The organism is Desulfobulbus propionicus DSM 2032 (genome assembly GCF_000186885.1).
Taxonomy (GTDB): domain Bacteria; phylum Desulfobacterota; class Desulfobulbia; order Desulfobulbales; family Desulfobulbaceae; genus Desulfobulbus; species Desulfobulbus propionicus.
In genome coordinates this window covers 1,092,214-1,112,356 of the sequence record NC_014972.1, presented here as the reverse complement: position 1 = coordinate 1,112,356, position 20,143 = coordinate 1,092,214, and the positions used below count along the sequence as shown (strand labels likewise).

The 20,143-nt window shown below is 61.8% G+C and carries 17 protein-coding genes; 14 read left to right on the top strand and 3 right to left on the bottom strand.

Annotation, left to right across the window (positions count from 1 at the left end; all coding sequences use genetic code 11):
- Positions 1-60 precede the first annotated feature (60 nt).
- From DESPR_RS04895 to DESPR_RS04870, 6 genes are all read left to right on the top strand, one after another.
- A complete protein-coding gene (locus DESPR_RS04895) occupies positions 61-807 on the top strand; it encodes an ABC transporter substrate-binding protein (protein WP_015723706.1) in 747 nt (248 codons plus the stop codon).
- 137 nt (positions 808-944) lie between these two features.
- Complete coding sequence (locus DESPR_RS04890) at positions 945-1,625, top strand: amino acid ABC transporter permease (protein ID WP_015723705.1); 681 nt, start codon at positions 945-947, stop codon at positions 1,623-1,625.
- On the top strand, positions 1,622-2,389 hold the full coding sequence (locus DESPR_RS04885) for an amino acid ABC transporter ATP-binding protein (RefSeq protein WP_015723704.1): 768 nt from the start codon (positions 1,622-1,624) through the stop codon (positions 2,387-2,389). Before DESPR_RS04890 ends, DESPR_RS04885 begins: the two co-directional genes overlap by 4 nt.
- A complete protein-coding gene (locus DESPR_RS04880; RefSeq protein WP_015723703.1) occupies positions 2,389-3,057 on the top strand; it encodes an amino acid ABC transporter permease in 669 nt (222 codons plus the stop codon). The genes DESPR_RS04885 and DESPR_RS04880 overlap by 1 nt, the downstream gene beginning before the upstream one ends.
- A 41-nt stretch (positions 3,058-3,098) precedes the next feature.
- Positions 3,099-4,484 carry an FAD-binding oxidoreductase gene (locus DESPR_RS04875; RefSeq protein WP_015723702.1) on the top strand — a complete coding sequence of 462 codons (1,386 nt, stop codon included), beginning with the start codon at positions 3,099-3,101 and terminating at the stop codon, positions 4,482-4,484.
- A complete protein-coding gene (locus tag DESPR_RS04870; protein WP_015723701.1) occupies positions 4,481-5,662 on the top strand; it encodes a pyridoxal phosphate-dependent aminotransferase in 1,182 nt (393 codons plus the stop codon). Before DESPR_RS04875 ends, DESPR_RS04870 begins: the two co-directional genes overlap by 4 nt.
- Before the next feature lie 9 nt (positions 5,663-5,671).
- Here the strand turns inward: DESPR_RS04870 and moaA are convergent, their stop codons facing one another.
- Positions 5,672-6,718 carry a GTP 3',8-cyclase MoaA gene (gene moaA / locus DESPR_RS04865; protein WP_015723700.1) on the bottom strand — a complete coding sequence of 349 codons (1,047 nt, stop codon included), beginning with the start codon at positions 6,716-6,718 and terminating at the stop codon, positions 5,672-5,674.
- 110 nt (positions 6,719-6,828) lie between these two features.
- On the opposite strand from moaA, the gene tsaD reads away from it, so the two are divergent.
- The 8 genes from tsaD to DESPR_RS17050 all read left to right on the top strand — a co-directional run bounded on the left by tsaD (position 6,829) and on the right by DESPR_RS17050 (position 17,588).
- Complete coding sequence (gene tsaD / locus DESPR_RS04860) at positions 6,829-7,833, top strand: tRNA (adenosine(37)-N6)-threonylcarbamoyltransferase complex transferase subunit TsaD (RefSeq protein ID WP_015723699.1); 1,005 nt, start codon at positions 6,829-6,831, stop codon at positions 7,831-7,833.
- Between the two features lie 6 nt (positions 7,834-7,839).
- Positions 7,840-8,754 carry a 16S rRNA (adenine(1518)-N(6)/adenine(1519)-N(6))-dimethyltransferase RsmA gene (gene rsmA, locus DESPR_RS04855; protein ID WP_015723698.1) on the top strand — a complete coding sequence of 305 codons (915 nt, stop codon included), beginning with the start codon at positions 7,840-7,842 and terminating at the stop codon, positions 8,752-8,754.
- The gene (locus DESPR_RS04850) at positions 8,747-9,007 is read left to right on the top strand and encodes a hypothetical protein (RefSeq protein WP_015723697.1); all 261 of its coding nucleotides are present in this window, start codon (positions 8,747-8,749) and stop codon (positions 9,005-9,007) included. Before rsmA ends, DESPR_RS04850 begins: the two co-directional genes overlap by 8 nt.
- A gap of 21 nt (positions 9,008-9,028) precedes the next feature.
- Positions 9,029-9,715: a CPBP family glutamic-type intramembrane protease gene (locus DESPR_RS04845; protein ID WP_015723696.1), complete on the top strand. Its 687-nt coding sequence runs from the start codon at positions 9,029-9,031 to the stop codon at positions 9,713-9,715.
- 92 nt (positions 9,716-9,807) lie between these two features.
- Complete coding sequence (locus DESPR_RS04840) at positions 9,808-10,317, top strand: DUF2062 domain-containing protein (protein WP_015723695.1); 510 nt, start codon at positions 9,808-9,810, stop codon at positions 10,315-10,317.
- 10 nt (positions 10,318-10,327) lie between these two features.
- Positions 10,328-11,494, top strand: a complete 1,167-nt coding sequence (locus tag DESPR_RS04835; protein WP_015723694.1) for an iron-containing alcohol dehydrogenase — start codon at positions 10,328-10,330, stop codon at positions 11,492-11,494.
- 133 nt (positions 11,495-11,627) lie between these two features.
- Positions 11,628-13,559 carry a 1,4-alpha-glucan branching protein GlgB gene (gene glgB / locus DESPR_RS04830; RefSeq protein ID WP_015723693.1) on the top strand — a complete coding sequence of 644 codons (1,932 nt, stop codon included), beginning with the start codon at positions 11,628-11,630 and terminating at the stop codon, positions 13,557-13,559.
- 48 nt (positions 13,560-13,607) lie between these two features.
- On the top strand, positions 13,608-17,588 hold the full coding sequence (locus tag DESPR_RS17050) for an OmpA family protein (protein WP_015723692.1): 3,981 nt from the start codon (positions 13,608-13,610) through the stop codon (positions 17,586-17,588).
- 123 nt (positions 17,589-17,711) lie between these two features.
- Here the strand turns inward: DESPR_RS17050 and DESPR_RS04820 are convergent, their stop codons facing one another.
- Together DESPR_RS04820 and DESPR_RS04815 are read right to left on the bottom strand one after the other, a co-directional pair.
- Complete coding sequence (locus DESPR_RS04820) at positions 17,712-19,316, bottom strand: DUF445 family protein (protein ID WP_015723691.1); 1,605 nt, start codon at positions 19,314-19,316, stop codon at positions 17,712-17,714.
- 5 nt (positions 19,317-19,321) lie between these two features.
- Positions 19,322-19,999: an HAD family hydrolase gene (locus DESPR_RS04815; protein WP_015723690.1), complete on the bottom strand. Its 678-nt coding sequence runs from the start codon at positions 19,997-19,999 to the stop codon at positions 19,322-19,324.
- Positions 20,000-20,143 lie beyond the last annotated feature (144 nt).

Below are 20,143 nucleotides of genomic sequence, written 5' to 3'. Positions count from 1 at the left end.
CTCGGTGCATGTTCCTGGAAGTGTCGTCCAGGCAATTCTTTTGTGATTAGGATACGATCAATGCTCCGCAACGCTCTGCTCATCCTGGCCTGTGCCCTGATGCTCTTCTCCGGCTCCGCCTCGGCGGCCACCAAACTGGTCAACGGCATCGACGCCAACTTCCCGCCCTTCGCCTTCATCGACAAAACCGGCGCGCCCAGTGGCTTCGATGTCGAGGCCATGAACTGGATCGCCAAGGACATGGGGGTTGCGGTCAGTCACCAGCCAATCGAGTGGGACGGCATCATCACCAGCCTGCTCACCAAGAAGATCGACATCATCGCCTCGGGCATGAGCATCACTCCGGACCGCGCCAAGCAGGTCAACTTCACCCTTCCCTACTGGGTGATCAAGCAGGTGATGGTCACCAAGAAGGGTTCGCCGCTGACCATCGACGCCATCTTGAGCGGCAAGAAGATTCTCGGCGTCCAGCAGGGCACCTCCGAGGCCAAGTGGCTGAAGGAACAGGCCGCGGCCAAGGGATGGAACTTTGAGCTGCGTTACTACAACTCCTCGCCGCTGGCGGTGGAGGACCTGCTCAACGGCCGCATCGACGCCGCCGCCATGGATGACGCCCCGGCCAAGGATGCCGCCGCCAAGAAGGAGGTACAGGTGCTCGGCACCTTCGGCATGGAGCAGGAGGAATTCGGCTATGCGGTGCGCAAGGGCGATCAGGAGCTGCTCGACAAGGTCAACGCCAGCCTCAAGAAGCTGATGGCTTCTCCCGACTGGGAAGCGCTGAAAAAGAAATACGAGCTGGAAAAATAACCATTCCGGCGGGCGGAGCGGCTGCTCCGCCCGCCGTGTTTGCAGGCCGGGAAACGGATGGTTTCTCCCGGCTTCATTGAACCGATCGATCCACGGCAACCTGCACCGCCAACCCTTGCTGTTCCTCTGACCCTATCATGCCCGCTTCCCTGGCCGTCATCGCCGATTCCCTGCCCTATCTCCTTGCGGGGGCCATCAACACCGCCGGTATCGTTGTCCTGGCCATGTTGCTGGGCCTGGCGCTGGGCATTGTCATCGCGATCGGCCTGGTCTACGGCAACCGGCTGCTGCGCCTGCTGCTCGGGTTCTATGTCTGGTTTTTTCGCGGCGTGCCGGTGCTGGTGCTGCTCTTTCTTTTCTATTTCGGCCTGTTCACCTACTTGAACCTGCCCTTGAACGCCTTTTTCTCGGTGGCCGTGGTGCTCGGCATGACCACCGGCGCCTACCAGGCCAACATCTTCAGGGGCGCGATCCTCTCCCTGCCGCGCGGTCAGTTCCGGGCCGCCAGCGCCCTGGGAATGAGCGATGTCCAGACCATCCGTTCGATCATCCTGCCGCAGGTCCTGCGCCTGTCGATTCCGGCCTGGTCCAACGAATACTCGATCATCCTCAAGGATTCGGCCCTGGCCTTTGTCATCGGCGCCCCGGAGATCATGGCCCGCGCCCAGTTTGTGGCCTCGCGCACCTACCAGCATCTGCCCCTCTACCTCACCGCCGGCCTGCTCTATTTTCTCCTCACCTGGCTCGGGGTCTGGGGCCTGCGCAAACTGGAGCAGCGGCTCCGCATCCCCGGCTACACCCACCACTCGATGCCATGATCACCGACACCACCCCCATCCTCCGGGTCGACAACATCTCCAAATGCTTCGGCGCCACCTGCATTCTCAAGGGCGTCAGCCTGAGCCTGCGCAAGGGCGAAATCAAGGTGCTGATCGGCCCCTCGGGCGGCGGCAAATCCACCCTGTTGCAGTGCATCAACTGCCTGGTGCATCCGGATTCGGGCGAGATTCATCTCGGCGACGAGCGGATCGATCTGCACCGCAAGGCCGATCTCTATCGGCTGCGCCAGGAGGTGGGCATGATCTTTCAGGAATTCAACCTCTTTGATCACCTCACCGCCCTGGACAACATCACCATTGCCCTGCGCAAGGTGAAAAAAATCGGCAAACAGGAGGCCGAAACCCGCGCCCGGTTGGAGTTGGAGCAGGTGGGATTGGCCGACAAGGCCGATCTTTATCCGGCCCAGCTGAGCGGCGGCCAAAAACAGCGGGTGGCCATTGCCCGCGCCCTGGCCATGGACCCCAAGGCCCTGTTGCTCGACGAGCCGACCTCGGCCCTGGACCCGGAGCTGATCGGCGAGGTGATCGCGGTCATCCGCGCCCTGGCGGCCAAGGGCATGACCATGATCATGGCCACCCACCAGATCAGCCTCATCGCCACCCTGGCCGACGAGATCCTGTTCATGGAGGGCGGCGTGATCGTCGAGCAGGGATCGCCGGCCCAGCTGCTGGCGCCGGGCAGCCGCAGCAAGAGCCAGGGGTTCTGCGACCGGCTCAACGACCTGGCCGACGGCACCTACTGATGCTGACCCTGTCGCCCTTCTATCAGGAGCTGCTGGCCGCGCTCAATCGCGGCCTGGTGATGAGCCTGGCCCTGATCGTGCCCTCGGCCGTGGGCGGCGTGGTGATCGGCATCAGCGCCGGGGCGTTGCGGGTCTTCGGCGCCCGCTGGCTGCGATGGCTGGGCGACGGCTACGCGGCCCTGTTTCGCGGCACGCCGCTGGTGGTGCAGCTATTCGTGCTCTATTTCGGCCTGCCCAACCTCGGCCTCTACCTCAGTCCCTACGCCGCCGCGGTCATCGGGTTTGTCCTCTGCAGCGGTGCCTACCAGTCCGAGTACGTGCGCGGCGCCCTGCTGTCGATCAAGCGCGGCCAGTACCTCGGTGCCCAGGCCCTGGGCTTCACCGGCTGGCAGACCGTGCGCTGGATCATCGTGCCGCAGGCGGTCCGCCGGGCCATCCACGGCTGCGGCAACGAAATCATCTACCTGATCAAATACTCCTCGCTGGCCTACATCGTCACCTGCATGGAGCTGACCGGCGAGGGCAAGACCGTTGCCACCGAATACTTCCGCTTCACCGAGGTGTTCGCCATCATCGGCCTCTACTATCTCGGCCTGGTGACCCTGGCGATCTTTGTGCTCAAGCGGATCGAGCAACGGCTGTTCATCCCCGGCTTCGGCCATCAGTAATCGGCCAAGACGACAATATTTTTTCCTTCCCCCCGATTTCCATGATCTCCTATTCTCCTGTCACCGGCCCGATCATCGCCCAGCTCCAATCCCGGCTCAGCCCCGGGGCCATCGTCACCAATCCGGCCGAGATCGAGGCCTGCGCCACCGATGCCTCGGCCCTCCACCACCGCCCCGAACTGGTGGTCCGGGCCAAGACCGTTGCCGATGTCCAGGCCGTGCTGGCATTGGCCAACAGCCACCGCTTTCCGGTCATCCCCCGGGGCGGCGGTTCCGGCTTGGCCGGGGCCTGTTTGGCCCACCAGGGCGGTGTGGTGCTGTCCACCCGCGACCTGAACGCCATCCGGTCTATCGACACCGCCAACTTCACCATGGAGGTCGAGGCCGGAGCGATCAGCGCCCAGGTGCGCGAGGCCGCCGCAGCTCACGACCTCTTCTATCCGCCCGATCCGGCGGGCATGGAGCTGAGCACCATCGGCGGCAACGCGGCCACCGACGCCGGCGGTCCGGCCTGCGTCAAATACGGTACCACCCGCGACTACATCCTCGGCCTGGAGGCGGTTCTGCCCGACGGAACGCTGATCGCCACCGGTGTCCGTACCCGCAAGGGCGTGGTCGGCTACGACCTGACCAACCTGCTCGTCGGCTGCGAGGGAACACTGGCGGTGATCACCGCCCTGACCCTCAGGCTGATGCCCCGGCCGACGGCAACCATCGGCGCGCTGTGCATCTTTGGTTCCATGGGCGAGGCCATGCGCAGCGTGGCCCGGATCATGGCCGCAGGGCATCTGCCCAGCGCCATCGAGTTTCTCGACCACCGCTGCCTGGCCCTGATCGGTGAGCTGCTGCCCTTCAGCCTGCCAAGCGGCAAGCCCTCGCTGCTGTTGATCGAACTCGACGGCCCAGCCGCGCAGATCGCCCCGGAGATGGACACCGTGCTCGCCTTGGCCAAGGACGAGGGGGCCATCCATTGCCGCAAAGCACCGAACGAACAGGATCGGCAGCAGATCTGGGAGGTCCGCCGCCAGGTGAGCCTGCGCATCCATGATCAGGCCCCCCTCTACATCCCGGAGGATGTGGCCGTGCCGCTGAGCCGTATTGCCGAACTGGTCGATGTGCTGCCCGACTACGAGACCCGTTACGGGGTGGAGATCTTTGCCTTTGGCCATGCCGGCGACGGCAACATCCACCTCAACATTACCAGCCAGTATCCGAAAGAGCGGGAGCTGGCCGAGGCAGGCGTCCTGGCCCTGCTCAAACGGGTGCTGGCCATGGGCGGCACCCTCTCCGGCGAACACGGCATAGGACTTGCCAAAAAGCAGTTCCTGCCGCTTGAACTTTCGCCGACCAGCATTGGCCTGCAACAGGGCATCAAGCGCCTCTTCGACCCGAACCTGATCCTCAACCCCGGCAAGATCTTCCCATGAGCAGCCCCGTCTTTCCCCCCATCAGCCGTCGGGTCCGCTCCATCGCCGTTTCTGCCACCAAGGCCATGGCCCAGGAGGCGGCCCGCATTGGCGACTGTGTCAGTCTTGGCCAGGGCGTGCCCTCCTTTGCCACCCCGCCACCGGTGGTGGCAAGCGTGACCAAGATCCTGCAGGATAACCCGGCCAGCGGCAAGTACACCCTGCAGACCGGCATGCCCGAACTGCGGCAGCGGATCGCCCGGGCTTTACGGGAAGAAAAGGGCGTGGATATCGACCCGGACAACGAAATCTGTCTCACCGTCGGCGCCATGGAGGGGTTGCTGGCCACCCTGCTGACCCTGGTGGACCAGGACGACGAGGTCATCCTGCCTACACCGACCTATGCCTCCTACATCGAGCAGGTCCATCTCGCCGGCGGCCGGCCGGTGTTCGTGCCTCTGACCGCCGGCTGGACCCTGAATCTGGAGGCGGTGCGGGCCGCCATCACCCCGAGAACCAGGGCCTTGATGCTGTGTAACCCCGGCAACCCCACCGGCAACGTCTTTGCCGACAGCGAGGTGTTGGCCCTGTGTGAGCTGGCGGTGGAACGGGGATTCGTGGTGGTGATCGACGAGACCTATGCGTATCTGGTCTACGAGGGCAGGACGCCGCTTTCGCCGCTCGGCCTGTCCCGCTACCGCCACCACGTGGTCAGCATCTCGTCGTTGTCGAAACAATATGCCCTCACCGGCTGGCGCATCGGCTGGGTCACGGCGGCGAGCGAATTGATGGCGCAGATCATGAAGGTGCACGACGCGGCCACCATCTGCGCGCCCACGCCCGCGCAGTTTGCGGCCCTGGCCGCCCTGGATTCGGATCCGGGCTGGCTGGTCGAGTGCAAGGCACAGCTTATCCGGCGGCGGGATCTCTGCTGCCGGCGGTTGGATGGAATGCGGAATTTTTTCAGCTATGTCGAACCCAAAGGGGCCTTTTACGTCATGGCCCGCTATTTGTTCTCGGATGGACCGTCACAGGAAGTGGCCACGCGCCTGCTGTACGGGGCACGGGTGATCACCATTCCCGGCGCTTCCTACGGTCCGGGCGGCGAGGGTCACCTCCGCCTCTCCTTTGGCGGCGAGGAGGCGGAGATCAACGAGGCCTTTGACCGCATTGAGGGGTGGTTGCAGACAGGAGGCTGAGGCAGCCGATCAGCCGCCGATGCGCGACATCCGGCCGTGACAGTCGCTGCCCGAACGGTGCAGCCGCTCCTCCAGCTGGTGGCCGCGCGGCTTGTTGCGGATGGCGGTGAGCAAGGCTTCACGGATCGAGTCGTCCGTCGGTTCATTGCGCAGCACGGCGCGGAGATCGACCTCCTCATCGTGGAGCAGGCAGGAACGCAGGGTGCCGGCCGAGGTCAGGCGCAGTCGGTTGCAGCGATCGCAGAAGTGGTGGCTCAGGGGGCTGATGAAGCCCAGGGTGCCGGCCGCGTCCTCGCCCAGGCGGAAGACCTTGGCCGGGCCGTCATTGCGCCCTTTCTGCAGGGGGATCAGTTCGCCCAGCGTCCCGATCCGTTCCATGATCTCGTCGGTGCTGATGTAGGTGTTGGCGTTCCAGCGGCTGGAGGCGCCGATGGGCATGAACTCGATGAACCGCACCTGCAGCGGCAGCCGCTGGGACATACGGGCAAAATCGAGGATCTCGTCGTCATTGATGTGGCGCATGGCCACCATGTTGAGCTTGACCGGTGCAAAGCCCAAAGCAAGCACCGTCTCCACCCCCCGCCAGACCGCGTCAAAACAGTCGATTCCGGTGATCGCCGCCACCCGCTCGGGTCGCAGGGAATCGAGGCTGATGTTTACCTTGGTCACGCCGGCCTCCAGCAATTCCCGCCCATACTGTGCCAGCAATACGCCATTGGTGGTGATACGCACATCGTCCAACCCTTCGATCCGATTGAGTTCGCGGATAAAATCCAGCACGCCTCGACGCACCAGCGGCTCGCCGCCGGTGAGCCGCACCTTGGTGATGCCCATGGCCACTGCCACCCGGACCACCCGCAGCAGTTCCTCGTAGGTGAGCAGTTCCTCCTGGCCGAGCTTGGCCAGGCAGCCGGAGGACTCGTCCTCGGTGACGCAATACATGCACCTGAGGTTGCAGCGGTCGGTGAGGCTGAGACGCAAATAGGAAATGGAGCGGGAAAACAGATCGGTAAGGCTGTTTCCTGGTGGGGCAACGGTGGTATTTTCTTGTATCATTGTGTATGGTGCTGACGGCGGAAACAGGTTGCCGGCCATCGAAACCAACGGCAACCGACGACTGATTCCTACTGATACCACCGAAAAGGACTGATTGCAACCAGCGGCCCATGCTTATCCTTGCCATTGAAAGCTCGTGCGACGATACGGCGGCGGCCGTTGTCCAACCCGAAAACCGGGTCCTCTCCTCGATCATCAGCAGTCAGAACGAGATCCATGCCCGTTTTGGCGGCATTGTTCCCGAGCTGGCTTCCCGCCGGCACATTGAAATGATCCAGCCGGTGGTCGATGAGGCGCTGCACCAGGCCGGAGTCGATCTGACTGATATCGATCTCATTGCTACTACCCAGGGACCTGGATTGGTCGGCTCGCTGCTGGTCGGTTTTACCTTTGCCAAGGGACTGGCCCTGGTGCGCGGCCTGCCCTGTGTCGGCGTCGACCACATGGCCGCTCATTTGCTCTCCTGTCTGCTGGAGGAGCGGCAACCCGCCTTCCCCTATACGGCCCTGATCGTCTCCGGCGGCAACACCTCGCTCTTTGCGGTCGAGGACCCACTTAGCTTCACCCGGTTGGGCTGTACCCGCGACGATGCCGCCGGCGAGGCCTTTGACAAAGTGGCCAAACTGCTGGGGCTTGGCTACCCAGGCGGACCGGTGATCAGCCGCCTGGCCGCGGACGGTGACCCGACGGCCATCGCCTTTCCCCGGGCCCGCCTGGGCGAACACAGCCTCGACTTCAGTTTCAGCGGCCTCAAGACCTCGGTGGCCTCCCAGGTGGACAGCCTGCGGCGCAACGGCGCACCGCTGCCCATCCCGGATATCTGCGCCTCGTTTCAGGAGGCGGTGGTCGATGTCCTGGTCGACAAAACCCTGGCCGCGGCCGAACGGACCGGGCATCAACGGATCGTCATCGGCGGCGGCGTGGCGGCCAACCCCAGGCTGCGAAACGCGCTCGCCCAACGATGCGACGCACACGGTCTGGAGCTGTTCATGCCCTCACCGGTCTACTGCACCGACAACGCCGCCATGGTGGCGGTGGCCGGCTACTACCGGTTCCTCGGCGGCCATCTCCTCGATGCCGACGCCGACGCCTATTCCCGTTCTCCCCTCAACTGACCGCCCATGACGCACCAACCGACCAAACAGCTCCTCAAACGCCAAGGCCTGGCTCCGCACAAAAAACTGGGGCAGAACTTCCTGGTCCATGAACGCACGCCCCGGCGGATCGTCGATCTGGCCGGCCTGCAGCCCGACGATCAGGTGATCGAGGTCGGAGTCGGCCTGGGCGCGCTGACCCGTCCCTTGGCCGCCGCCGTCGCCAAGGTGATCGGCCTGGAAGCCGATTCGGGCATCATCCGGTTCCATCAGGAACAGCAGGACCTGCCCGCCAATGTCGAGTTGGTCCATGCCGACGTGCTCAAGGTCGATTTTGCCCCCCTGGTCGAACCGGGCAAACGGTTGAAGATTGTCGCCAACTTGCCCTACTCGATCTCCAGTCCCTTTCTCTTCCGCCTGATCGACCAGGCCGAACTGATGGATTTTGCCGTGGTCATGCTGCAAAAAGAGGTGGCCCAGCGGCTGATGGCCCAGCCCGGCAGCAAGGAATACGGGGCGCCCACGGTGCTGCTCGCCGCCTGCGCCGAGGTTCGGCCGCTGCTCGCCGTCAACCCGGCGGAATTTCATCCCCGGCCCAAGGTCGACTCCCTGGTGATCCGTATTGACTTTCATCCACGCCCCAAACGGGTGCAGGATCTGGGCGCGTTTGACCGCAAACTCTTCACCCGCATTGTCCACGCCGCCTTTGGCCAGCGCCGCAAGACCCTGCTCAATGGTCTGGCCGCCGCCCGCGTGCTGGACGAGAAGGAAAAATTGGCCGAGGCCATCCTCGCAGCGGGAGTATCGCCGTCGGACCGCGCGGAAACCCTGTCGCTGGAGCAATTCGTCACCTTGACCCGTGAACTCAGCAAGGCCCTTGCATCGCTTTCTCCTCACCTTCTCCCGCCCACCACAACGCACCAGGAGCAGCATCATGAGTAACCGTAAACCCGCACCGCCTCAAATCAGCCCCTATGTCTTCCCCGTCCTTCTCGCCGGGTTCGGCCTGTGGTGTTTCTACGATGGCTGGCTGACCACCGACCCGGAGATGATGAAGCATCAGCTGTTCAATCGTATCGCCAGCGGAGTATTGCTGCTCTGGGCGGCGATCGATTTCGTCCGCACCCATAAACGGGAAAAAACAGAGGCGATCAAGGCCGCGCAAGATACCCCGGAACAGCCGCCCACCGCCTGAGGCTGGCCCCTCGGAGTCCGTATGATCACCAACCGCCAGCTGATCCTGCCCTATGCGGCCCCCTATCTGGCTTATGTGGGTATTGCCTCCCTCCCCTCGACCGCCCTGTCGATGGAGGTCAACTATTTGTTGCGGCTGATTGTCGTTCCTCTGCTCTTGTTTTGGGGCTGGCGGTGGTATTGTCCCCTCCGCGGCCCCCGCTCCTTGCGTGGCTCCATTCTGGTCGGCTTGGCGGGCGGACTGCTCGGCCTGCTTGGATGGCTGGCGCTCCTGACCCCTTTCACCTCGCCCGCCGAGGCCTCTCCCTGGACCCCGCAGGCCTTTTTCCTACGTTTGCTCAGCGCGGGCCTGATCGTCCCGCTTTTCGAGGAATTGATGATGCGCGGCTTTCTCTTTCGCCTGGCCCTGCAGTGGGATCGTGCCAGAAAAGAAAGGCGAGCCGAGCCCCTGCACACGGCGCTGGATCACCGGACCGTTAACGAAATCGAACCCGGCGCCTGGTCCTGGCCAGCGGTCCTCCTCTCGGTGCTGGCCTTTACTTCCGGCCATGCCATGCACGAATGGCCGGCGGCCGTGGCCTACGGACTGCTCATGTCCCTGTTATGGGTCAACCGCAAGGATCTGATCGCCTGCATTACCGCCCATGCGGCCACCAACATCGGCCTGGCCTGTTTTGTCTATTTCACCGGTTTTTGGCAGTATTGGTAAATCGGGGCAGACAGGACCTACACCTGCTCCGGCATCAGCCCCTACCGTGCCCCGGTGCCATCACCACGACCATTGGACTTCTTTCACCGAACATGAGCATCAAACGTACCGCCCGCTTTTATTTCATTCGGTTCAAACGATTGCAGGGATCCCCCCGCTCCCTTGCCCTGGGAGCGGCTATCGGCACCGCGGTCGGCGCGACCCCGACACTGCCGTTGCACAATATTCTCATCCTCGGCTTGACCCTGCCCCTGCGTGTCAACCCGATCGCCGGCATCCTCGCGGCCAATGTGGTCAGCAATCCGTTGACCTTTGTCCCCCAATACTACGCGGCCTGGAAGATCGGCGATTTTTTTCTACCGGGACGTCTCAGCTGGGAAAAAATTCTGGCAACGCTGGACATGATCAAGCGGGAAGGGATCTTGGACAGCCTAGACGTTCTTCGTGCCTTGGGTCTTGACGCCTTGCTGGTGATGATGGCCGGCGGCCTGGTGCTCGCCCTTCCGTCCGGGCTGCTCACCTATGTGCTGGTCTTTCGGTTTTTCGCCGCGGTACGGGAAAAGAGGCGGCAGAAACATCTGCTCAACCGCATGGACCGATGACCCCGCCGCCATGCACAATTTCGTCTTTCACAACCCCACCAAGATTTTGTTTGGCCGCGATACGGTCAACGCCATCGGTTCCGAAACCAGGGCATGGGGCAGGCGGGCCCTGTTGGTCTACGGTCAGACCAGCCTTAAACGCAGCGGCCTGCACGCCCGGATCGTCAACAGCCTGCGGGAAGCGGGCCTTGAGCTGATCGAGTTCGGCGGCACCTGTTCCAATCCCCTGCTCTCCCATGTCCGCGAGGGTATTGCCCTGGCCAAGACCCACGGCAGCGAGGTGATCGTGGCCGCGGGCGGCGGTTCGGTGATCGACACCGCCAAGGCCATCGGTGCCGGTGCCGTGGTCGAGCACGATGTGTGGAAATTCTTCACCGGCAAACGGAGCATCAAGGCCACCCTGCCGGTGACCACCGTGCTGACGCTCGCCGCTTCCGGTTCGGAGATGAATGCGGGCATGGTGCTCACCAACGATGCAACCAGGGAAAAATTCGGTTTTGGCCACCGCTTGCTCTTCCCCAAGACCTCGATCCTCGATCCGGAAACCACCTTCACCGTGCCCGTGGACTACACGGTTTATGGAGCGGTGGATGCCATCAGCCACGTGCTCGAATTCTACCTGACCGCATCCGACCCGGACTCCCCGGTGCAGGATCGGCTGATGGAAGGGCTGATCGACAATGCCATGACGGCCTGCCTGCGCTGCATGGACGATCCATGCGACTACAACGGCCGCGCCAACCTGATGTGGACCGCCACTCTGGCCCTCAACGGATTGACCGCCGCCGGCCTGGGACGGGTCGGCTTTCCCATGCACCTGATCGAACATTCGCTCAGCGCCCTGTACAATGTGCCCCACGGCGCGGGTCTGGCGGTGGTCATGCTCGGTTGGCTGCGGGCCCACCACGACTTGTATGCGCGGCGGATCGCCGAACTGGGCAGACGGCTCTTCCGTCTTCCGGACGGGGAACAAGCCGCATCCATTGCCGCCCAGACCTCCCTCTGCTTGCAGGAATGGCTGCACCGGGTGCGCGCACCGACCACCCTCGCCGATCTGGGCATCCCGGCACGCGACATTCCCCGGATTGCCGACAACACCCGTGGATTAGCGCGAATCTGGCGTTTGCGGGATTATCCTCCCGAGCGGGTGGCCGCCATCCTCCACCTCTGCCGCTGACCACCCTCTTTGGGCCCCGCCACATGCCGCAACAGCGACAAAACTGCTCTTTCTCCATGACATTCAGCGGTTGATACGGTACATTGAACCTCGTTTTGCATCTATTGATCTCCTCAAGAGGCTCATACACCCCATGAAGCGCGAAATCCCAGCCGGAAGGGCAGTTCCGGCGGATTGGCTGAGCAACTTCGACCGTTATTTGATCAGCGAAGGCACCCACGAGCGGGCCTATGAGAAATTGGGGGCGCATCTGGTCCGTTTCGACGGGAGCGACGGCGTGGTCTTCGCGGTCTGGGCCCCGAACGCCCGCCAAGTGTCGGTGATCGGCGACTTCAACGACTGGGACCCGACCCGCCACCCGATGCATTCCTCCGACACAGGCATCTGGACCCTGTTCATCCCCGCGCTCCACGAGTTCACGGTCTACAAATACCACCTCACCACCCATAACAACGATCAGCTGGACAAGGCCGACCCCTTCGGCTTTGCCATGGAGGAGCGGCCGCGCACCGGCTCGGTGGTCGCACGGCTGGATGGCTACCCGTGGCAGGACGGCGAATGGATCGCGGCCCGCCAACGGCACCAGGCCTTGGACAGACCGATCTCCATCTATGAAGTCCATCTTGGCTCCTGGCGGCGGGAAGCCGATCCCCAATGGGGCCAACGATATCTCACCTACCGCGAATTGGCGGATACCCTCATCCCCTATGTCAAGGAGATGGGCTACACCCATATCGAGCTGTTGCCGATTGCCGAACACCCCTTTGACGGCTCCTGGGGGTATCAGGTCCTCGGCTTTTACGCTCCGACCTCCCGCTTCGGCACCCCCGAGGACTTCATGTTCTTCATCGATCAGTGTCATGCCGCCGGTCTGGGGGTGATTCTCGACTGGGTGCCGGCTCACTTCCCCAAGGATGGCGCCGGCCTCAACAACTTTGACGGCACCCAACTCTATGCCCACGCCAATCCCCTGCAGGGCGAACATCAGGACTGGGGTACCCTGATTTTCAACTACAGCCGCAACGAAGTTCGCTCCTTTCTCATCTCCAACGCCCTGTTCTGGATCGACAAATATCATATCGACGGTCTGCGGGTCGATGCGGTGGCCTCCATGCTCTATCTCGACTATTCCCGCGAGGAGGGGCAATGGATTCCCAATGAATACGGCGGCCGGGAAAATCTGGCGGCCATCAGTTTCCTGCGCAAGGTCAACGAGGTGGTGCACGGCATCTTTCCCGGTGTGTTGACCATTGCCGAGGAATCGACCTCCTGGCCCATGGTCAGCCGCCCCACCTATCTCGGCGGTCTTGGCTTCAGCCTCAAGTGGAACATGGGCTGGATGCACGACACCCTGAGCTACATGGCCAAGGATCCGCTGTTCCGGCGCTTCCATCACAACCAGATGACCTTTGGCATGCTCTATGCTTTCCACGAAAATTTTGTCCTGCCGCTCAGCCACGACGAGGTGGTCCATGGCAAGGGGTCCCTGCTGAACAAGATGAGTGGCGACGAGTGGCAGAAGTTCGCCAACCTGCGCGCTTATTTCGGGTTCATGTGGGGGTATTCGGGCAAGAAGCTGCTGTTCATGGGCTGCGAGTTCGGTCAATGGCAGGAATGGAACCACGATACCGGATTGGAATGGCAAGCCCTGACCGCTCCCCGGCATCAGGGACTGCAACGGCTGGTACGCGATCTCAACTTGGTCTATCAGCACACCGCCGCCCTGCATGAGGTCGATTTCGACTGGAGCGGTTTCCGATGGATCGATGCCAATGATTCCGACAACGCCGTCTTCTCTTTTGTCCGTTATGCCAAGCAGGCCGACGATTTTGTCGTGGTTGTCTGCAATTTCACCCCGGTGGTGCGCACCGACTACCGCATCGGTGTCCCCACGGCTGGACCGTACCGCGAGCTGATCAATTCCGATCTGCACATTTACGGCGGCAGCGGTGTTGCCAACGGCACCGATCTGATCGCCCAGCCCGTGGCCAGTCATACCTTTGCGCAGAGTTTGTCCCTGACCTTGCCGCCGCTGGCAACCCTGATTCTCCAACCTTGTCCATGAAACCCTGTCCCTTTTCCCTTCTTTGACCTCAACCACAGCACACACACCATGAAAATCCGTCTGATCCTCCTGTCCCTTGCCGGCGTTGCGGTATACATCGTACTCGCCAACTATAACAGCAAGATGATTAAGGAAACCTCGATTTCTCGGGAGCCTGCCCCGATAGCAGCGCCTCACGGCCAGCCCGCCGCGCAACCGGTTGCTCCACACGTGGAAACAACTCCCCCCGAATCGGGCCCCGAGGCAGCCACCCCTGCCCCAGCCACGGTTCAGCAGGCGCAGCACAGCGACAAGCAGGCCGTCCCCCATCAGAAACAGGAGACAGAATCGGCTCCAGTCGGGTTGACCGTGCAGCCGCAACCGTCCCTTGAAGAGGAACTGCAGAAGCTGCAGGAGACAATCGGCACCAAGGATCAACGGATTCAAGAACTGCTCAATGCCCAGGCAACGGTTGCCGCCGACTATCGCAAACTGTTGGCCGAGGCGGAAACGGGCAACGCGGATGCGGCGACCAAGGATGAGGCGCTGAAAAAGCTGCACACCGAAAAGTCGCGCCTGGACGCCGAACTCGCCGCCACCAAGGCTGCCGTGGCCGAACTGCGGCAGGCGGTCGGCGACAAAGAAGCTGCATTGCGCGATGCGCAACAGCGGATCCAGGATCAGCTCAACGAGAACACCAGCCTGAAATCGCAGTTGACCCAAGCCACCGCATTGTTGGAGGCAGCCAAGGCTGACCAGGAGAAGGGGCAGCAGTTGATCAAGGAAAAGGAGGCGCAGGTCCAGAGCCTGCAGCAACAGATTCAGGCGCAAATCAGTGAAGCTGACAACCTCAAGGCCCAGCTGGTGGACAATGCCAACCGGCTGCACTCTGCTCAAGCCGAAGAAAAAAAGGCCGTGGACAAGATCAAGGCCCTCGATCAGGCCATCACCGAGAAAGAACAACAGATCGCCTTGCTGACCGAGCAGAAGAAAGAGCAGGAAAAAATCGCCCAGGAAAAGACGGCCGCCTTGAATGAGTCGATCTTTTCCATCCGCTCGCTCAAACAGGAAGTGGCAGCCCAACCCCAGGCCGTGGCCACGGTGCAACAACTTCTCGATGAACGCAACGCGGAGTTGGAGCACCTCAAACAGGCTTCAGCGGAACGCATCGCAGAGTTGGGCAAACAACTCGCCGAGCGGGAACAGGCGGTGAAAGAGCTGGACACCTACAAAACCGAGGCCGCCGAGGCCAAGAAAAAAGCCGCCGCGCTCGAAGCCGCGCAGGAACCTCTTCGAGCCGCCTTGGCCAAGACCGAACAATCATTGACCGCAGCCATGGAGAGCAAGGGTCTTTTGCAGCATCAGCTCAATGAGCTGACCGCGAAGGTCACCACGCTCAATGACGAAAAACTCGGCTTGGCCAGTCAGCTCGCGGCCATGCAGGAAGATCAGAAAAATCTGCTGACCCGCAAGGCCACCTTGGAGCAACAAACCACAGCCAAGGAGGCAAGCGAGGAGGTCAGCGCCATGAAGCAAGAGTTGCAGAAGAACGCCGAGGCGCTCAAAGCACTGGCCGCCGACAAGGAACGGCTGGCCGCCGAGTTGACCGGCACCAAAAACGCCCTGGCCCAGCTGCAGCAGACCTTGCATGCCCTGCAAACCGACCACGCAAAACAGCAGCAGGTCCTTGGAGAAAACGAATCTCTGGTACAGAGCCTGCGCCAGAAAATTGAACAGCAAAACGGCGAGATGACTACACTGAAGGGGGTCGCGGCCGAAAAGGAGCAACTGGCCGGCGAGTTGACCCAAGCCAAAACCGGCATGGCGGCCCTCAATGAAACCATCGCCCAATTGCAAGCTTCCGGAAAAAAGGCGGAACAACTTCTCCAAGAAAAAGAAGGTATTCTCCATACCACCCAGCAACAGCTCCAGGAGCGGCAGGCCGAGGGTGACCGCCTGAAAACCCACCTGGCCGAAACAACGGCTCAACTGGAAACCGCCAAGGGCGATACGGCCAAGGCGCAACAGTTCATCAAGGACAAGGAGGCGCAGATTCAAAGCCTGCAGCAACAGATCCAGGAGCAAACCGGCGAGGCCGACAAACTCAAGACCCAGTTGGCGGAGAATGCCAACCGGTTGCAGGTGGCCATGACCCAGCAGAAAGCCGCCGAGGACAAGAGCAACGCCCTGCAGCAATCCATCACCGAAAAGGAACAGCAGATTGCTCTGCTTAAAGAGCAGAAAATGGCGCAGGGCAAGATCGTCCAGGAAAAGACCGCTGCTTTGAACGAAGCGCTCGACTCGATTCAAGCGCTTAAACAGGAAGTGGCGGCACACCCGCAGGCCCTGGCCAAGGTGCAAGCCCTCCTGGATGAACGAGGCAAGGAATTGGAGCGGCTCAAACAGGAATCCGCCGCTCGGATTGCAGCCCTGGACAAGCAGGTGGCTGATCTTGATCAGACGAACACCACGACGGTCAAGGAATTGAACGCCTCCAGGGCCGAGGCCGCCGAGGCCAAGCAGAAGGCTTCGACTTTTGAAGCCGCAGAGAAAACGCTTCGCGCCGCCTTGACGGAAACGGAAAAAACCTTGGCCGCCACAGTGAAAAGCAAAGAGGCTCTACAGCAACAGCTCGATAACAAGGAAACCGTGCTCAAGGGGTCACAGGCACAGCTCAAGGAATTGGCCGCCAAGGTGACCGCGCTCAACGACGAGAAACTCGGTCTGGCCAGTCGGCTGACAGCCATGCAGGCGGATCAGAAAAATCTCCTGGCGCTCAAGACCGCCTTTGACGAGCAGTCCGCAGCCTTGAGCAAAGCCAAGGCCGAGTTGGAACAGTTGGCGGCCCTCCGCGTCAAAACCGCCGAACTGACCAAGTCCGTGGAGGAAAAAACCGCTGCCCTGGCCAAAGCCGCCAAGCAGGGTGAGGAGTTGACCAACCTCCAGGGTAAGTTGAGCCAGTTGACCACCCAGTTTGATACCACCAAGACCACCGTCAAACAATTGGAGAGCATCAAGGCCGACCTCACCGGCCAGCTGGCCGCCGCCCAGGCAAAGGTTCAAGACCTTGACGGCATGAAAAAGGCCCTTGATGAGAAGACGGCTGCCTTGGCTCAGGCCGAGGCCAAAATCAAGGAAATGGCAGCGGCTGGTCAGCAGATTGCCGCCCTGGAAGCCAAACTGACCGAAACCCAGACCGGTAGGCAGGCGGCCGAGCAGCGGGCGGCAAAGGCCGAAGCAACGGTACAGCAGCTGAGTGCATCCCAGAGCGAAAACAGCCGCAAGGTCAAGGCCCTGGAAGACCAACTGGCCGCCGCCCAGAAACAGGCGCAGCAGGATCTCGTCCCCACCCTCAACCAGCAGATCGCCACCCTGCGTGATCAACTCGCCCAGATGGAAGCGGCATCGGCGCAGATGAAAAAAAGTCTGACCGAAAACGCTCAAGCCGCCGAGAGCAAAACACAGGCGTTGCAGGCGGAAAAGGACGGATTGCAGCAATCGCTCACCGCCAGCCAAACGACCATCGCCGAGTTGCGCAAACAACTGGAACAGCTCAAGGCGCAGCCGCAACCCGAGGCGGTTGCCCCGCTAACCGCCGCAACGCCGGCAGCCGACGATCAGGACAAGGATGGCGTCGCCGACGCCGCAGACCTCTGCCCCGGATCACCTGCCGGCAGCCCCGTTAACGGCCTGGGATGCCCGGCTGGCAAAGGCATCATCCTCCAGGGGGTGAACTTCGCCTCGGGGACCGCTGTCTTCACCCAGGAATCACGCAAAAATCTGGACACCGTCGCCGCTGCCCTCGCCCACGTCCCGCAGATGCGGGTAGAGGTGGCCGGCTACACCGATTCCGCCGGCGATCCGAAAAAAAATCTGGATCTGAGTGCCCAACGCGCCCAAAGCGTGGTCGACTATTTGCAGACCAAGGGGGTCGCGCGCGCGCAGCTGACCGCCAAGGGGTACGGCAAGGAAAATCCCATTGCCGACAACGCCACCGCCGCGGGCAAGCAGAAAAACCGGCGGGTGGAACTGCACCCCATGACCCCTTGATCGCTCACGAAACCGGGGACCGTTAAAAAAAGCCCTGCGCCATTAGGCGCGGGGCTTTTTTTGTGCGCGCGAAAAAACGATCCCTCACGACCGTACCGGAGGATCGGACACAGTGCGATGCTGTTAGAAAAATTCCACCAAGACCAGGTTGATCAAGCCAAGGAAAAAACCCAGGAGCGCCCCGAACAGGTTGATGTATTTGAACTGCTCCTCCATGATCGACAGCAGCAGCCGTTCGAGTTGCAGCAAATCGAGGGTGTCGATTTTTTCAGTGACCATCCGCTGGATATTCAGGGAATCCACCAGACCGGGCACCTCCTTGAGCAGCATGCGATTGGCAAGGAGAATCACATATTCGTTGATTCCCTGACGGATTCCATGGGGGACCAGGTCGTACAGTCTGCCGATCGGACGCTCCAGCAGGTTGTCGACCATCGACTTGAGCATGGTATTGGCCAATTGCGCGCTCTTGTGCGATCGACAGAGGGCGACACATTCCCGGATGAACACCTCGCGAAGTTTCTCGCCATTGTCCTCCGGAAAGAACTGCTGCCCCAGATCGCCCAGTGGCCTTCGCCCGTCATCGAACAGATCCTCCAGGCTGACATGCAACAGAGCCTTGAGGCCAGTCTGGGTGCCCTCGGTTTTGAAAACGCCCAGCAACTGCGCCGCGCATTGATGGCAGATGGCCGTCAATCGTTGCCCGTCGCCCCTGGCCACCAGTTCCGCGAGCGGTTTCTGCAACAGGCTGTCAACCTGTTGCTCCAACACCATGGCCATCCGCTCCTGGACCTCGGCATTTTGCAGCCAGGCGATCAAGTCCTCCTCCTTGTCGACCAGATACTCGCCCACCTTGCGCTCCAGGGTGTCCATCTCGAGAAAGCCCTTGGCCATCGCGCCCACCGGCCCGAGTCCATCGAGAAAGTGATCGACCCCAGCCACGATGCCCCCAACCAACTGGGCGCGAAGAACCGGATCGGCCACCTGCGCGCCCATTCCCCGCAAAATCGAGGCGCAATGGTCGTGGATGAAGTCCTTGAGCAGACGCACCAGCTGTTCCGGCAGCAGATCGCCGAGGGTGCGTCCCTGGGCGGCCGATTGCCGTACACTGGCGGCCAGATAGTCACCCAGCCAGATCTCGGTCCGGCCGTTCTGCAACAGCTCCCGCAGCACCTCGTCGATAAACAGATAAATGTCGCGCCGGTCGTGCGGGTCGAGCAGGGCGTTCAATTCCCGGTCGGCCAAGGCTTCCAGACGACTGGCGATCGCTCCCCTCAATTTTTCCTCAAAGTCGTCACTGGCCAGATAGCTGTTGAGACCTTCGCCCAGCTGGTATTTCAGCGTCTTGATCCCGACCTTGAAATAGGCCTTGAAGCGGCGGGGGATGACGTCCTGAAGGGAACCGAGGTCTTGCTGGAAGATCTCCTTGATCTTGCGGTCCACCAATTCTTTGAGATGTTCTTGAAACGGCTCTTGCGAGACGGCGGCGCCGATATCTTTGCTGGTGAGGAGATGCCGGCCGACCATTTCGCCGATATTTGCCGCCAGGGCATGGCGCTTGGCGGGGATGACCCCGGGCGTCATGGGCACTTGGACCCCAAACAGATACCAGGGTTGCAGGGGGCGAAACAGCATGCGGATGGCGATCTTGTTGGTCAGATAACCAATAAAGGCGCCGATGCACGGATGGGCCAAGGCGGTGAACAGGGAAGAATCAAAGGCAAGCACGGCAATCAACCTGGGGTGTGAAGGGAGGAGTGGGCGAGCAGCGGCGGCAGTTCCATTGGTTCGCTGATCAGCCGCCAGGCGCCGGCGGCCAGCAATTCGTCAGCTTCCCGAAAACCCCACAACACGCCTACCGCGTTCATGCCGGCGGCATGGGCGGTGCGCATGTCAACGGCGGTATCGCCCACATAGAGCACTTCCGCGGGCGCCAGGCCGAGGGAAGCGGCGATTTCCAGTGCCGCGGCCGGATCGGGTTTCTTGGGGACGTCGGGCCGCTGTCCCAGAAGTGGGTCAAATCGCCATGCGGCCAATAGGTGTTCCACGCACAGCCGGGTGAATCCGTCGGGCTTGTTGGAAAGAATGCACAGCCGCATGCCGATGGTCGTCAAATGGTCGAGCATGGTCGCGATCCCGGGATAGGGGGCGGTGCGATCATGCCAGTTGGCGGCGTATTCCCGCTGAAAAGCCTCGACCGTCTCCGCAATCATTGCCGGGGAACGCAAGGCTTCGGGAAGGATCCGCTCTGCCAGGGTCGTGACCCCATCGCCGACAAAGTAGCGATAGGCCGCCACTGGATGCTCCGGCAGGGAGCGGACGGCCAGAACGCGGTTGGCCGCCGTGGCCAGGTCCTCCAAGGTATCGAGCAGGGTTCCGTCCAGATCAAACAGGACCGCCTTGTAACACATCAACTCAGGTCTCCTTTTTGTGGTCGCTGCGGTATACGCAAGGGAAGCGGCATTGCTGCAGAGCAGCCGGATGGCGACAACTATAACCGGGTCGTTCAGTGATCGTAAACGATTTTATAGTGTTGCGCCGTCACCGCGATGCCG